We start from the raw sequence: 14,082 nt of genomic DNA, 5'->3' as shown, positions 1-14,082 counted from the left end.
AGAAAAATGGAAAAATCAATTTTAATTAAAAACGCAACAATAATTAACGAAAATAAAACTTTTACAGGTGATGTTCTTATCGAAAACGAAATTATAAAAAAAGTTTCTGCTAAAATTTCTGCACCAGAAAATGCAGCAATTATTAATGCCAAAGGAAGTTATTTAATTCCTGGTTTTATAGACGATCAAGTACATTTTAGAGAACCTGGATTAACGCACAAAGCAAATATTGCAACAGAAAGCAAAGCTGCAGTTGCTGGCGGAATTACCACGTTTATAGAAATGCCAAACACAGTGCCACAAGCAACTACACAAGATTTATTGGAAGACAAATTTAAAATTGCTGCCAAAGATTCTTATGCAAATTATTCTTTTATGTTTGGTGGAACAAACGATAATTTAGAAGAATTACTAAAAACAGATCCTAAAAAAGTAGCAGGAATTAAACTGTTCTTAGGTTCTTCTACAGGAAATATGTTAGTAGATAATGAAGCGGTTTTAGAAAAGATTTTCTCTTCTACAAAAATGATTATTTCTGTACATTGTGAAGATGAAGCAACGATTAAAAAAAATACAGCCGAATTTATCGAGAAATTTGGAGAAGACATTCCAATTAAATACCACCCAATAATTAGAAGCGAAGAAGCATGTTATTTGTCTTCTTCTAAAGCCATTGAATTAGCAAAAAAAACGGGTGCAAGATTGCATATTTTTCATGTGTCAACAGCCAAAGAAACCGAACTTTTTAGAAATGATATTCCTTTAGAAGAAAAGCAAATTACAGCAGAAGTTTGTGTACATCATTTATGGTTTTCAGATAAAGATTATAACGAAAAAGGGACGCATATTAAATGGAATCCTGCTGTTAAAACAGAAAAAGACAGATTGGGTTTATGGGAAGCTTTGTTAGACGACAGGATTGATGTTTTGGCAACAGACCATGCACCACATACTTTAGAAGAAAAGTCGAATATTTACACAAAAGCGCCAAGTGGAGGTCCATTAGTGCAACATGCAGTATTGGCAATTTTAGAAAAAGTAAAAGAAGGTATAATTCCTATTGAAAAAGCAGTTGAAAAAATGAGCCATAATCCTGCTAAATTATTTCAAATTAAAAAAAGAGGGTTTATAAAAGAAGGTTTTTATGCAGATTTGGTTTTAATAAACCCAAACAAACCACAAACAGTTTCAAAAGAAAATATTTTATACAAATGTGGCTGGTCTCCTTTCGAAGGAACTACATTCTCATCAACAATAACACATACGTTTGTAAATGGAAATTTAATGTATAAAAATGGGGTTTTTAATGATAAAATTAAAGGAAAACGAATTACATTTAATAGATAAAAATGAAAAAAATAAGCACACTTTTTATTGTAATTTTATTGGTTTCTTGTACAAGTAACACCATTTTTAAAAAACCAAAAGACTTAATTCCACAAGATACTATGAGTCTTTTATTGCAAGAAATGATGATTGCAAGTAGTGCCAAATTTATCAATAATAAACACAACCAAAAAGACATTAATTACATGTCTTTTGTATACGATAAATTTAAGATTGATAGTACTCGATTTATGGCTAGTAACTTTTACTATATGTCTAAAATAGATTTGTATCAAAAATTACTTGATAGTGCAAAATCGGATTTAGAAAAAAGAAGTGTTTTTTTTAAGAAACAAAAAAAAGTTTTAGATTCTATTCGAAAAGATTCTATCGAGAATATATTAAAAATACAAGTGAAGCTAGATAGTTTAGAAAATGTAACCGATTCTTTAGATATAGATTCACTTCTAGACTCTATTAAATAATAAAAAAGTGAGTTCTATTCTTCGAAATTTTTGCTCACTTTTTTTATCACACACTCTATTTTCTCAAACTTAAAATTAAAAGTTTCCTTAAATTTTGCTGAAGAATATTTAGATACTGAATGTGCACTTCTCGCCGAATATTTACTCAATAAAGGTGTAACTCCTGTAATTTTAGAAACAAAAATAGCAAAACGCCAAAAAATTGCTGTTTGCCAAGATTTTATTTTTTTTGAAGGCCGTTTTTTACCAAATGCATCTGCTATTAAAAAGAAAATTTCTTTAAAAGATTTATTTTCTGAAACTAAAATGAAACGCTCGTTCTTAATATCGGAATTCATGAATAAAATCATAGCTTTTACCACATCTTGTACACCTACAAAACCTGTAACTCCTTCTGTGTAATACTTTAACCCATTATAAACTTGAGAGAATAATTTCCCAGAACCTGCATTCCAAAACCCACTTCCTAAAATTACTCCAGGATTTACAATTGCGACATCTATTTCCTCTAAACTTGCTCGCCAAACCTCCATTTCTGCACCAAATTTTGTAATCGAATAACCACTATTATCTGCTTCTTTATTCCACTCGTTTTCTTCGGTAATTAAACCTCCATTTAAAGAATCGCCCACAGAAGCTATTGAACCAACAAAACAAAGTTTATCGATTTTTGCATCAATAGAAAGGTTTACGATAATTGCAGTTCCGTAAATATTTACCTTTCGCATTTCTCTATAATCTTTCGGATTAAAAGAAATAAAAGCAGCACAATGATACACTTTTTTAACACCAACAAAAGCAGGAATCATAGCTGGAACTTCAGTAATATCTGCTTTAAACCACTCAATTTTAGCTATTAAAGTTGCATCATTAGAATAATAAGAAAAAACTTTTTTAACGGCTTCTATTTTTTCTTTAGAACGATAAATAGCACGAATTTTTTCATCATTTTTAATTAAATGATACAACAAATGTGCACCTACTAAACCTGTTCCTCCTGTTACTAAAATCATACAGCTAATTTATGGTTTTTTGATTGATAAGTTTATCTTTGTAATCACAAAAAGACCTCAAAGGTTTTAAAACCTTTGAGGTTCGAAAATATAAATTTACAATGACAAATTTTGTAGAAGAATTACGCTGGAGAGGATTATTGCACGATATAATGCCAGATACAGAAGAATATTTATTGGAAAATAAAACGGCTGGTTATATTGGGTTCGATCCAACTGCAGACTCGCTTCATATTGGTAGTTTGGTTCAAATTTTTATTTTGAAACATTTCCAAAATGCTGGGCACAACCCAATTGCTTTAATTGGTGGTGCAACTGGTATGGTTGGAGATCCTTCTGGGAAATCTGCCGAAAGAAATTTGTTAGATGAAGCAACTTTAGCAAAAAATATTGCTGGAGTTCGTGAAAATTTAGAACGTTTTTTAAATTTTGATGATTCTGCAGAAAATAAAGCTGAATTGGTAAACAATTACGATTGGATGAAAGATATTTCGTTAATCGATTTTGTGAGAGATACAGGAAAGCACATCACTGTAAATTACATGATGGCAAAAGATTCTGTAAAAAAACGTTTAAGTTCGGAATCTTCTGTGGGAATGAGTTTTACAGAATTTACGTATCAATTATTTCAAGGATACGATTTTTATCACTTATATAAAGAGAAAAATTGTATGTTGCAAATGGGTGGTTCCGACCAATGGGGAAATATTACTACTGGAACTGAATTAATCCGTAGAAAAGCACAAGGAAAAGCGTATGCAATTACAGTGCCTTTGGTTACAAAAGCAGATGGAACAAAATTTGGAAAAACCGAAGGTGGAAACGTTTGGTTGAATGCAGATAGAACTTCGCCTTATAAATTTTACCAGTATTGGTTAAATTCTTCGGATGAAGATGCAGAAAACTTTATTAAAAAGTTTACTTTTTTAGACAAAGAAACGATTGAAAATTTAATTGCAGAACATAAAGAGAACCCACATTTACGTTTGCTTCAAAAGAAATTAGGAGAGGAAGTAACTACCATAACACATGGAAAAGAAGCTTATGAAAATGCGTTAAAAGCGTCGAATATTTTATTCGGAAAATCTACAGCTTCCGATTTAAAATCTTTAGATGAACAAACATTTTTAGATGTTTTTGATGGGGTTCCTCAAGCAACAGTTTCTACTACAGATATTGAAGAAGGTTTAGATATGATTGGTGCTTTGGCTGCCAAAACCAATTTTTTAAATTCTAATGGTGAAGCAAGAAGAGCGTTAAAAGAAAATGCCATTTCTGTAAATAAAGAAAAAGTAAAAGAAGATTTTACGATTACAAAAGAAGATTTAATAGCGAATAAATATGTGTTGTTACAACGTGGTAAAAAGACCTATTACTTATTAGTTGTAGCATAATTATAAGTTTATTATGAATAATAAAATTACAGAAATCGATTTTAGTAATATTTTTGTAATTATACCTTTAATATTAATATTTACGCTAATTATTTTCGTAAGGTATTTAGCATTTTCAGGCGTTTATCATTGGGTTTTCTTACATAAATTTAGAGAAAAACTAAAACATAGAATTTTAAATAAAAAGCCTCTAAAAAAGAAACAGGTTCGTAAAGAAATTTATTGGTCTTTAATTAGTGGTTTAATTTTTGGTGCAGTTGCAGTTCTCATTTATTATTTGTGGTCCATTAATTACACTGCTATTTATTTAGATTTTAATACCTATTCTTTGTGGTATTTTCCACTAAGTATTTTTGCTTTTTTGTTTATTCAAGATACTTATTATTACTGGATTCATAGATGGATGCACCTTCCTAAAATCTATAAATTCTTTCATAAAATTCATCATAAAAGTGTGCATACGACTGTTTTTACAGCGTTTTCTTTTCATCCTTATGAAACTGTTTTGCAAGCGATTTTCTTGCCTGTAATCGTAATTTTCTTACCTATGCATTTATATGCTTTGTTTGCTGTTTTGTTAATAATGACACTTTCTGCCACCATAAATCATGCAGGAATTGAAATTTATCCTTCAGGAAAACTAGGAAATTGGTTTAAAAAATGGATTATTGGAGCAACGCATCACGATTTTCATCACACAAAATTTAACTTTAATTTTGGTTTGTATTTTACGTTTTGGGATCGGTTGATGAAAACTGAATTGGAAGAAAAAAAGAGCTAAATTCCTACAAATCAAACTCTTTTTTTCAAAATTAAAATAACTTTTTATTTTCTTTTTTTAAAGAATAGAAAAACACCAATTCCAATTAATAATATTGGCCAAATAGTTACAAACCCAATAATTAGAGTTGATAAAATATCCCAACCTCCAGAAAAGCCTTTTTTTACTTTTGCCCAAAAACCATTTTTATGATTTTGGAAACCCTTTTTATATTCCACAGTTTCATATAAGTTTATCTTAATGGTACTATAAGAAATGCTACTTTTTAAATATTTTAATCGACCAAATGTAGCTTCTATTTCTTCTTGAATAATTCGCAATTTTTCTTCCGTAAGTAAAATATCTTTAACCGTTTTTGCACTTTTTCTTAAAATAGTTTCATAACGTTCTTTTATTTCTTTTTTTGTTTTTAAGCGTGTTTCTAAATCGATGTATTCTTCTGTAACGTCTTTGGTTGTAATGTTTTCGAATTCTACAAATGCTACAGTATTTTTTATTGAATCCATAACCACATCAAAATGTTCTTGTGGAATCTTAATTGTAAAGTTATTTTCTATGGCATATGTATTATTTCTAAATTGCAAATCAGAAATATATCCATTGAATTTTGTTGCCAAAGATTTAATTTTTGCAGTTGCCTGTTCTACATTTTCAACCTTATATCTGCTGGATGCAGATTTAATAATTTTAAGGTTTTGTAACGTAATTGTGTTAGAATTATTATTCTTTTTGTTGTTAGATTTAACTTCATTTTTATGAATGGTTATTTCTTCATTATCCAAATTATGCTGGCTACATGCAATAAAAAGTGTAAGAATAAATGTAAAGAAAATTTTTTTAGCTGATTTTTTTACCAATTGATGTTTCATAATTTTATATCTTTAATGTTTATAGAACCAAACATAATAAAGGGCTAAATTTTTGCTTTGTAAAACACTTGCAAAACGATTGTAACTATTTTACAATTATTTAAAAAACTAATAAACAATAAGTTAAGAAATTTTGACTTCAAAAGAAAAACATCTTTTTAATCTTTTAAAAAAGAAAATTGTTGGAGTTTATTTAAAAAATAATAGTGCTTCTGCAAAAATTGAAAATTGGAAAGGCGAAGATATTATCTCTTTTCAAGAAGATTTATTTGAAAAAGTTAATACTAAGGTTAGTGAAAAATGGTTCTACACTTACTTTAAAAATACTCCTAATAAACTGCCAAGAATAGATATGCTAAATATACTTTGTAAGTATATTGGATTTGATAATTGGATGGCTTTTAAAAACGAAAATAGTAAGAATAGAAAGCAAAAATATTGGTTTCTTCTCAGTATAATTCCTTTACTCTTTATTATTTCTTTTCTTTTTAAAACTACAAATAAGTTTCATTTATGTTTTATTGATGATGATAAAAATGAACCTATTTTAACTCCACTAAACATAAAAATTTTAAATGTAAAAGACTATCCAGTATATTCAAATACAAATAATAATGGCTGTCTTATTTACGAAACCAAAGAAGATATTATTACTTTAGTTATTACCTCTAATTATTATAAAACAGATACTATTATTAGGCATATAGATAATAATAACAGTAATGTTAGAGTTGCTTTAGATGATTATGCATTAATGTTAGATTATTACACGAACAATAAAGTAAAAAATTGGAACGAAAGAAAAGCACAGCTTGAAAAATTAATAGATAAAAATGCTATTATTTATCAACTTTATTCTAACAATATTGGTGTAGAAATATATTCTAAAAAGGAGTTTATTAACCTTTTAACAATACCCACCAACAACTTAAAAAAGTTTAAAATACTTAACAAAGATTTTAAAAACGGGAAGATTGTAAAGATTAAATTTATTATAAAATGAAAAAAACATTCCTTATAGTAATTGTTTTAATAATAGCCTCTTGTAGCTCTAATTCTAATAAAAAACCAGGTTTAAATAAAGAATCTTTGGCTATTGTAAAAGAATATTCTACTTCAACTTTAATTGAAGAAAAATTTTTAGAATTTTATGAATTGAATATGTTGTTAAACAGCGATTCTAAATTTAAAAAAGAAATTGGCGAGCGATTAAAAAGTTTTAAAATAGACACTTTCCCTATTTTAAATCTACCAAACGATTCAAAAATTACAAATATTAAGCAAATAGGAGAAACTATTTCTATTACTGATTCTATAAAAAAAAGAAAAATAATTTTTGACATGGTAACACCAAATAGCTTAAAAAAAGATTCTCTTTTTGCTTATATTTTAAGTAAAAAAATAATTATAGATTCGATAGAAGTAATTTCAAATAAAGTGAAATTTGCTCGATATTAAACTAAAAACAAATTATAATTTGTCTTTAGTTACAATTTTTAACCAGTTTTTATCTGCTTGTTTCTGCAGTTTTTCTGCAGCTTCTTTTCTCCAAAGTTTTAAGGTATTGGTTCCCCAAGAATTGTAAAATAAATACAATTTGCCATTTTTAATTTCAAAAGTTTTAGGGTTTATAGAAACTTTTTTTCCTTGTTTTCGAAAGGCATTAATATTTTTTCAGGAATTTAGTTAAACTCCATCAAACAAGGGCTACACCAAGTTGCCCAAAAGTTTAATAAGACTACTTTTCCTTTATAATCAGATAGGTTTACCATTTTTCCATTTGTCATTTTTACGCTAAAATCTTTTGCAACATCATCTACAAATAATTTTAAACCTCTGTCATCATTTTGAGCAGATATTGCGAATGTAAAAAAGGCGAATGCAATTAAAATAAAGTGTTTTATAAGTGGGTTGTTTATTATAAAACGATTCTGGAGTTTTATTTATTGTTGGGTTTGTGTTTTAGAAAGAAGAATTAAAATAGATTCTCTATTTCCTCTCTGCCAAAACTTTCATTAAATAGGCATTTTGTTTCTCTAAAAGCTCGTTGGTTTTATTCATTAACTCAATATTTTTAGGTGTAACAGTCGTTTTATCTTTTGGGTCATCTGCCTTCTTTTTTAAAGAATTCATTAATTTAACTACGATAAAAACTGTAAAAGCGATAATTAAAAAATCGACTCCAGCTTCTATTAGTTTTCCATATCCAATGGCAATTTGTTCGGACGTTGCTTTTCCATCTACCAAAATTGCTTCTCGTAAAACTATTTTTCTATTTTCCCAATTTGCACCATCTGTCATAAAAGATAATGGTGGCATTAAAACCTCTTTTACCAATACATTTACTACTTTGTTAAAGGCTGCTCCAATAATAACACCAATTGCGATGTCGATCATATTTCCTTTTACAGCAAATTCTTTAAATTCTTTAAATAATTTGAATTTCATCTTTTTTCTTTACTTTAATCTCTTTTCTAAACCTATAAAACCATTAAATTACAACCACGAATATCCGAATTATCGAAACGTCCAATAATTTCAAATGTTCCGTTTTCGTGGACTTTTCCTAAATCTTGTGTCGCAATAAACGAACACGAATTGTAATTCGCTAAATCGATTACATTAATTCCGCCATTTTTTCCAGCAGAATTTATGGTTAATGCATCTTCTGTATCTCTGGTTAGAATTTTCATCCAAGGTGGTGTTTCGAAAATACCATTTCCTTTGGAATATGCTTGACTTAATAATTCCGTCATTCCATATTCTGAATGAATTTTATCAACTCCAAATCCGCTTTTTAAAATATTGTGTAATTCTTCTCTTATCAATTCTTTTCTCCTTCCTTTCATACCACCAGTTTCCATAATTATGGTGTTTTTTAGGCTGAATTGTCGCTGTTCAATCAAATCTAACAACGCAAAAGAAACGCCAATAAGTAATGTTTTTTGTCCTTTTTTGTCTAATTCTCTTAGTTTTTCGGCTAATTCATTCATATTATCAAGATAAAAAGCACTTGCTACGTTTTTAGATTTTCTTATTAAATCGTCTACCATAAAAACCAAAGAAGAGCCTTTTCTTTCTAAATAATTGGGTAATAAAGCCAAAACTGCATACTCTTCTATATTTCCATAAAAATGAGCAAATCCTTTTAAATAACTTTCTTTATAAGCTTTAATATCTGTTACAAAATGTTTACTTGTAATGCTTCCTGTTGTTCCAGAACTTGTAAAAATCTCTTCAACTTCCTCTAAAGAAGCGACTACTTTTCTACTTTTAAAAAACTGAATGGGTAAAAACGGAATTTCTTCAACCTTAGAAATACTTGAAGGGTGAATATAAAGCAAATCACAAAAAGACCTATACACCTTGTTCTTATTGAATTGATGTTTAAAAACCTCTAACGTTATTCTGTTGAAATCTTCTAAATTTTGTATGTTAAAAATATCTTTTTCCATAATTTTTACAAAAATAAGATTATTACACGCAACCTTTTAGAGATTTTTACATCTTATAAGAAAGAACCCAAATTATTATGAACAAAACGCTACCTATAAGTTTATTGTTTTTTACACTTTTACTACAATCTTGTTTTCCAAAAGACGAAAAAGTAAACCTTTTTAGTGAAATTAAAAAAGGAGAGGAATTCGTAACTGCCAATAATAAGTTTGCATTTGATTTTTTTAAGAAGATATCGAAAAAAGAAGACAAAGAAAATTATATGATTTCTCCTGTAAGCCTTTCTTTAGCTTTAGGAATGGCCTATAATGGTACTGCAAATAAAACTAAAGAAGCCTTTGAACAGACCTTAAATTATACATCGTTTTTACCTAAAGAAATTAACACAATTAATAAAGAAATTATAAGAACCTTAGCTAATAATTCTACAGGTGCTTTATTTCAAATTGCTAATTCTATTTGGATTGAAGATTCTTTTCCTGTAAAAGAAAGTTTTATTTCTACCAACAAAAAATTTTATTCTGCAGAAGTTGAAAAGCTAGATTTTTCTGACACAAATTCTGCGAATATTATAAATAATTGGGTTTCAGACAAAACGTATCAAAAAATTCCTAAAATTATTAATAAAATAAATAGTAATGATGTTTTGTTTTTAATAAACGCCATTTATTTTAAAAGTGATTGGAAGTATACTTTTAAAGAAGAAGATACAAAAGTACTTCCTTTTTATGGAGAAAATAAAACAGAAAATGTTAAAATGATGCATTTAACAGAAAAATTAGATTTTTATGAAAACACAACTTTTACAGCAGTAAAATTGCCATATAAAAACAATAAATATTCTATGACTATTTTGCTTCCAAAAGAAGGAAAAAAAACAACGCACATCTCTAATTTGTTAGACATAAATAACTGGAAAAATTGGAAGACCAATTTTAATAAAAAAGAAGTACAACTTGCGATGCCAAAATTTGCATTTTCGTATGAAAAAACATTAAATAATACGCTTTTAGATTTAGGTTTGGGAGTTGCATTTAAACAATCAGCAGATTTTAGTAAAATTAGTAATATTCCTGTTTCTATTTCTTATGTAATGCAAAAAACGTTTATAGAGGTAAATGAAAAAGGAACTGAAGCAGCTGCTGTTACTAATGTTGGAATAGGAACATTATCAATTAATCCATATAATATTCTAAAATTAAACAAACCTTTTCTGTTTGTAATTACAGAAAAAGAGACAGGTTCAATTTCTTTCATTGGTAAGATAGGAATGCCTAAAACTAATTAGTAGATAGGAGAAAAATAATTTTATATGGTAACTAAAACAGATTTTTTTGCAAGATATTTAATTGCTTTTTTAGTAGTGCTTATGTTTTTTTCTTGTAATAACTCAGAAGAACCATCTAATAATGAGAAAATATACATTGTAGCTTCTAAAAAAACCGATTGTGTTGGTGTTGGACCTCAGAAATGCTTTTTAATTAAAGAAAGTAAAGAAGAAAACTGGCAATATTTTTATAGTTCTTTTGATGGTTTTAATTATGAAGAAGACTTTGAGTATAAAATTTTAGTTTCTGAAACAGAAATCGAAAATCCGCCACAAGATACTTCTTCCATCGAATATAAATTAATAAAAGTAATCTCGAAAACTAAAAAAACGTCAGAAAATTTACCTAAATAAAATATAAAAAGATGCATTTTAAAAAATTAACTATTCTCGTTTTTGCAATCACACTACTTTCATGTGAAAACAACCAAGAAATTACCATCGATTCCGATAATTTATTATTGGGAGTTTGGATTGAACCCAATTTTAAAAATGGAATTACCACTTTTAAAAGAGGAAACAACTTACCAAAAGAAGCTTATGGAATTTCTTTTCAAAAAGATAATAAATTTACAGAACGTACTTCTGGTTGGTGTGGAACCCCGCCTTTAACATTTTTCAATACTAAAGGAACTTGGAGATTAAATGAAAACCTTATCGAAGTTAAGGTACAATCTTATCCAACAAATTTTGGCTGGAAAATTATTGAATTAACTGAAACAAAATTGGTTGTAAAACGAGAAGTAACTGAACAAGAGAAAGACCATCAACAATTAATGGCTTTGTTTAACGAAATTCGAACACTTTCTAGAAGTAAATCTTGTGCAAATTCTAACGATTGGAAATATGTTGCTTTTGGTTCTAAAGCATGTGGTGGCTCACAAGGTTTTATCCCTTATTCAACAAAAATAAATACAACCGATTTTCTACAAAAAGTAGCAGATTATACAAAAGCAGAAAAAGAATACAACATAAAATGGAACATAGTTTCTAACTGTTCTACACCCAATGAACCAAAATCTATTAAATGTAAAAATGGATATCCAGTTCTTAAATATTAATTATTAAACTCTCAAAATTATGAAACAAATTATGAAAAATGTAGCAGTATTATTAATAGGAATTGTTTTCTTTAGCGCTTGTTTAAACAACGATACACCAAATTATAAATACGAAATTGTTGCCATAGACGAAGCAAAAACACCTGAGAGTTTTACCTTCGGAAAAAGAGACACCATTACTTTAAAATATACTTTTAAAAATACTTGCTATAATTTCGATAATGTATATTACGAATACCAAGATACTGTAAGAGTTGTAGCCATAAGAGCTTTTGTAGATTTAGATGCAACTTGTACAGACGCTGCAATCGAGAAAGAACATAAATTTATAGTTACTGCAACACAAAAAGAAGATTATCTTTTTAAATTTTTTAAAGGAAAAGATAGTAATGGAGAAAATATTTTCGAAGAAATTGTAGTTCCCGTAAATTAGAGCCATTAAACTAAAAGAACTCATACAAGATTGCTGCCAGCAAAAGTTGGCAGCACAATCTGAAGTTTATCAATTATATGCTGATAAGCTTTTTCCTGTTTGTTTAAAATATTCTAGAAATTACCAAGATGCAGAAGACACTTTACAGGATAGTTTTTTAACCATTTTCGATAAAATTAAACAGTACAACAATAAAGGTTCTTTTGAAGGTTGGTTAAAGAGAATTACCATAAATACAGCACTTTTAAAATATAGAGAAAAATCTCCATTACAAATTGTAAAAGAACTTCCAGAAACAGAAGAAGAAACAGAAATAGACATAGAAAGTAACGCTTTTAATATAGATGTTTTGCTGGATTTTATTCAAAAATTGCCTGATAGATATCGTTTGGTTTTTAATTTATATGTGTTAGACAACTATTCGCATAAAGAGATTGCAAACCTTTTAAATGTTACTGAAAGCACCTCTAAATCGAACTTATCTAGAGCTAGAAAGATTTTAAAAGACCAGTTAGAAATTTATCAACAACAAGAACAAAAAGCATAACTGATGGAAAATAAAAATATAGATAGATTATTCCAAGAACAACTTAAAAATTTGGAAGCAACTCCAAACAAAAAAGTCTGGAATGATATAGAATCTAAACTTACCAAAAAGAAGCGCAGAGTTTTACCTTTTTGGTGGGTTTCTAGTGGCATTGTAGCACTTTTTATACTTGGTTTCTTCTTATTTCCTTTTTCTGAAAATAATAATTCTTTAGACGATAAAAATGTAATTATTACAAATACTACAATCGATAAAATTAAAGAAAACTTAAAAAATACAGACTCTGTTATTTTAAATAAAAAGATAAAAAATAAAGTTTTAATTGCTAATGAAAAACCAATCGAAAATAATACGAATCCAAAGAAAAATAAAAAGTCTAATTCAGAAAAAATTATTACTAATACAGTTGTAAAAGACGAAAAGAAGTTAGTTAGCCAAAAAAATGCTATGAAAAAGGTTTTTATTGCTAAGAATCCTTCTGAAGAAAATCTTGTTGAGAAATCTTCTAAAAAGCATATTTCAAAAACTAAAGACTCAACTTTTATGAATACAAAAAAGAAAAATTTAGAAAAGATTATGCCTAAAAAAGATTTTTTAGCAACGATTAAAAAGGAGAAAAAAGAGGCTGTAAAACCTGCAAAAAAATGGAGTATTTCTCCAACCTTTGCCGTTTTAAACTCCAATTCTTTTACGAACTCTTCTCCTTTAGATGCTAATTTAGCCACTTCTACAAAAGGAGAAAACTCGTATGCTTATGGTGTAAAAATAGCGTATGAAATAAACAGTAAATGGACCATACAAACTGGAGTTCAGTTGCAAGAAATGCAGTATTCTAATAACCAAATTGCGGTAATTTCTTCGAGGAGTAAAATGTCTAATGTTTCATTTGATAATGGAAATTCTGTTTCTCTGCAAAATACAGCTAACAATCGTTTTGATGCAAGTTCTACCACACTTTCTAGCATCGTTACTTTTAACGGAAATCTAACTCAAAATTTCGGTTATGTAGAAATTCCAATAGAAATTAAGTACAATTTATTGGAAAGTAAAAAGTTCGAAACTAAAATCGTGGCAGGTTTTAGCTCTTTATTTTTAAGAAAAAACGAAATAATTTTAAAAAACAATAATTTTATCAATTCAGGAGAAGCAACCAATTTAAATAACATAAATTTTAGTGGAAATTTTGGCTTCGACTTTAATTACAATTTTAATAAAAACTGGTCGTTTTATGTAAACCCTATGTTTAAAGCGCAATTAAATACATTTAGTGAGAATGCAAATGGGTTTTCGCCATTTAATATGGGAATTTACACAGGTATAAATTACCAATTTTAGTTAAAGTTTTTGTAGAATCTTTAGTTTGGTGTTATTTTTGTAATGCTAATTGTAA

General features: G+C 28.0%; 18 protein-coding genes. 12 read left to right on the top strand and 6 right to left on the bottom strand.

Annotated features, from left to right (window positions below; all coding sequences use genetic code 11):
- Positions 1-6: 6 nt before the first annotated feature.
- A complete protein-coding gene (locus J3359_RS12265; protein WP_208077146.1) occupies positions 7-1,347 on the top strand; it encodes a dihydroorotase in 1,341 nt (446 codons plus the stop codon).
- Between the two features lie 2 nt (positions 1,348-1,349).
- Complete coding sequence (locus J3359_RS12260) at positions 1,350-1,811, top strand: DUF4296 domain-containing protein (RefSeq protein WP_208077145.1); 462 nt, start codon at positions 1,350-1,352, stop codon at positions 1,809-1,811.
- Positions 1,812-1,825: 14 nt separating this feature from the next.
- Here J3359_RS12260 and J3359_RS12255 read toward each other — a convergent pair whose 3' ends face one another.
- Entirely contained in the window at positions 1,826-2,824 is a 999-nt protein-coding gene (locus J3359_RS12255; protein ID WP_208077144.1) for an NAD-dependent epimerase/dehydratase family protein, read from the bottom strand.
- 101 nt (positions 2,825-2,925) lie between these two features.
- On the opposite strand from J3359_RS12255, the gene tyrS reads away from it, so the two are divergent.
- Positions 2,926-4,218, top strand: a complete 1,293-nt coding sequence (tyrS, locus tag J3359_RS12250) for a tyrosine--tRNA ligase (RefSeq protein ID WP_208077143.1) — start codon at positions 2,926-2,928, stop codon at positions 4,216-4,218.
- A gap of 13 nt (positions 4,219-4,231) precedes the next feature.
- Complete coding sequence (locus tag J3359_RS12245) at positions 4,232-4,999, top strand: sterol desaturase family protein (RefSeq protein ID WP_243765908.1); 768 nt, start codon at positions 4,232-4,234, stop codon at positions 4,997-4,999.
- A gap of 44 nt (positions 5,000-5,043) precedes the next feature.
- On the opposite strand, the gene J3359_RS12240 is transcribed toward J3359_RS12245, so the two are convergent.
- Positions 5,044-5,868, bottom strand: coding sequence for a DUF4349 domain-containing protein (locus tag J3359_RS12240; protein WP_208077142.1), 825 nt, complete (start codon positions 5,866-5,868; stop codon positions 5,044-5,046).
- A 133-nt stretch (positions 5,869-6,001) separates the two neighbouring features.
- Here J3359_RS12240 and J3359_RS12235 point away from each other — a divergent pair, with 133 nt between their 5' ends.
- Positions 6,002-6,871 carry a hypothetical protein gene (locus tag J3359_RS12235; RefSeq protein ID WP_208077141.1) on the top strand — a complete coding sequence of 290 codons (870 nt, stop codon included), beginning with the start codon at positions 6,002-6,004 and terminating at the stop codon, positions 6,869-6,871.
- On the top strand, positions 6,868-7,326 hold the full coding sequence (locus tag J3359_RS12230) for a hypothetical protein (protein WP_208077140.1): 459 nt from the start codon (positions 6,868-6,870) through the stop codon (positions 7,324-7,326). The genes J3359_RS12235 and J3359_RS12230 overlap by 4 nt, the downstream gene beginning before the upstream one ends.
- Positions 7,327-7,338: 12 nt before the next feature.
- Here J3359_RS12230 and J3359_RS18445 read toward each other — a convergent pair whose 3' ends face one another.
- The 4 genes from J3359_RS18445 to J3359_RS12215 form a co-directional block, all read right to left on the bottom strand.
- Complete coding sequence (locus J3359_RS18445) at positions 7,339-7,464, bottom strand: hypothetical protein (protein ID WP_302850182.1); 126 nt, start codon at positions 7,462-7,464, stop codon at positions 7,339-7,341.
- Between the two features lie 86 nt (positions 7,465-7,550).
- Positions 7,551-7,727 (bottom strand): peroxiredoxin family protein, encoded by a 177-nt coding sequence (locus J3359_RS18440; protein ID WP_302850222.1) that lies wholly within the window; start codon positions 7,725-7,727, stop codon positions 7,551-7,553.
- A gap of 130 nt (positions 7,728-7,857) precedes the next feature.
- The gene (mscL, locus tag J3359_RS12220) at positions 7,858-8,316 is read right to left on the bottom strand and encodes a large conductance mechanosensitive channel protein MscL (RefSeq protein WP_208077138.1); all 459 of its coding nucleotides are present in this window, start codon (positions 8,314-8,316) and stop codon (positions 7,858-7,860) included.
- A 32-nt stretch (positions 8,317-8,348) separates the two neighbouring features.
- Entirely contained in the window at positions 8,349-9,323 is a 975-nt protein-coding gene (locus J3359_RS12215; RefSeq protein ID WP_208077137.1) for a LuxE/PaaK family acyltransferase, read from the bottom strand.
- A 77-nt stretch (positions 9,324-9,400) separates the two neighbouring features.
- Here J3359_RS12215 and J3359_RS12210 point away from each other — a divergent pair, with 77 nt between their 5' ends.
- Genes J3359_RS12210 through J3359_RS12185 form a run of 6 tightly spaced genes read left to right on the top strand, consistent with a single transcriptional unit; the run spans position 9,401 to position 14,027 of the window.
- Entirely contained in the window at positions 9,401-10,612 is a 1,212-nt protein-coding gene (locus J3359_RS12210; RefSeq protein ID WP_208077136.1) for a serpin family protein, read from the top strand.
- Positions 10,613-10,636: 24 nt separating this feature from the next.
- Positions 10,637-11,005: a DUF4377 domain-containing protein gene (locus tag J3359_RS12205; protein ID WP_208077135.1), complete on the top strand. Its 369-nt coding sequence runs from the start codon at positions 10,637-10,639 to the stop codon at positions 11,003-11,005.
- An 11-nt stretch (positions 11,006-11,016) separates the two neighbouring features.
- Positions 11,017-11,712 carry a lipocalin family protein gene (locus tag J3359_RS12200; protein WP_208077134.1) on the top strand — a complete coding sequence of 232 codons (696 nt, stop codon included), beginning with the start codon at positions 11,017-11,019 and terminating at the stop codon, positions 11,710-11,712.
- 19 nt (positions 11,713-11,731) lie between these two features.
- Positions 11,732-12,145 carry a hypothetical protein gene (locus J3359_RS12195; protein ID WP_208077133.1) on the top strand — a complete coding sequence of 138 codons (414 nt, stop codon included), beginning with the start codon at positions 11,732-11,734 and terminating at the stop codon, positions 12,143-12,145.
- A gap of 4 nt (positions 12,146-12,149) precedes the next feature.
- On the top strand, positions 12,150-12,692 hold the full coding sequence (locus J3359_RS12190) for an RNA polymerase sigma factor (protein WP_208080474.1): 543 nt from the start codon (positions 12,150-12,152) through the stop codon (positions 12,690-12,692).
- Between the two features lie 3 nt (positions 12,693-12,695).
- Positions 12,696-14,027, top strand: a complete 1,332-nt coding sequence (locus tag J3359_RS12185) for a hypothetical protein (protein WP_208077132.1) — start codon at positions 12,696-12,698, stop codon at positions 14,025-14,027.
- The last annotated feature ends 55 nt before the right edge of the window (positions 14,028-14,082 follow it).

The organism is Polaribacter cellanae (assembly GCF_017569185.1).
GTDB classification, from domain to species: domain Bacteria; phylum Bacteroidota; class Bacteroidia; order Flavobacteriales; family Flavobacteriaceae; genus Polaribacter; species Polaribacter cellanae.
This window is presented reverse-complemented; position numbering and strand designations above follow the sequence as displayed.

Coding starts and splice junctions, on each gene's coding strand:
- mscL (WP_208077138.1), bottom strand. CDS start 8,316: ATGAAATTCAAATTATTTAAAGAATTTAAAGAATTTGCTGTAAAAGGA.
- J3359_RS12195 (WP_208077133.1), top strand. CDS start 11,732: ATGAAACAAATTATGAAAAATGTAGCAGTATTATTAATAGGAATTGTT.
- J3359_RS12185 (WP_208077132.1), top strand. CDS start 12,696: ATGGAAAATAAAAATATAGATAGATTATTCCAAGAACAACTTAAAAAT.
- J3359_RS12200 (WP_208077134.1), top strand. CDS start 11,017: ATGCATTTTAAAAAATTAACTATTCTCGTTTTTGCAATCACACTACTT.
- J3359_RS12240 (WP_208077142.1), bottom strand. CDS start 5,868: ATGAAACATCAATTGGTAAAAAAATCAGCTAAAAAAATTTTCTTTACA.
- J3359_RS12265 (WP_208077146.1), top strand. CDS start 7: ATGGAAAAATCAATTTTAATTAAAAACGCAACAATAATTAACGAAAAT.
- J3359_RS12245 (WP_243765908.1), top strand. CDS start 4,232: ATGAATAATAAAATTACAGAAATCGATTTTAGTAATATTTTTGTAATT.
- J3359_RS12260 (WP_208077145.1), top strand. CDS start 1,350: ATGAAAAAAATAAGCACACTTTTTATTGTAATTTTATTGGTTTCTTGT.
- J3359_RS12210 (WP_208077136.1), top strand. CDS start 9,401: ATGAACAAAACGCTACCTATAAGTTTATTGTTTTTTACACTTTTACTA.
- J3359_RS12215 (WP_208077137.1), bottom strand. CDS start 9,323: ATGGAAAAAGATATTTTTAACATACAAAATTTAGAAGATTTCAACAGA.
- J3359_RS12230 (WP_208077140.1), top strand. CDS start 6,868: ATGAAAAAAACATTCCTTATAGTAATTGTTTTAATAATAGCCTCTTGT.
- tyrS (WP_208077143.1), top strand. CDS start 2,926: ATGACAAATTTTGTAGAAGAATTACGCTGGAGAGGATTATTGCACGAT.
- J3359_RS12205 (WP_208077135.1), top strand. CDS start 10,637: ATGGTAACTAAAACAGATTTTTTTGCAAGATATTTAATTGCTTTTTTA.
- J3359_RS12255 (WP_208077144.1), bottom strand. CDS start 2,824: ATGATTTTAGTAACAGGAGGAACAGGTTTAGTAGGTGCACATTTGTTG.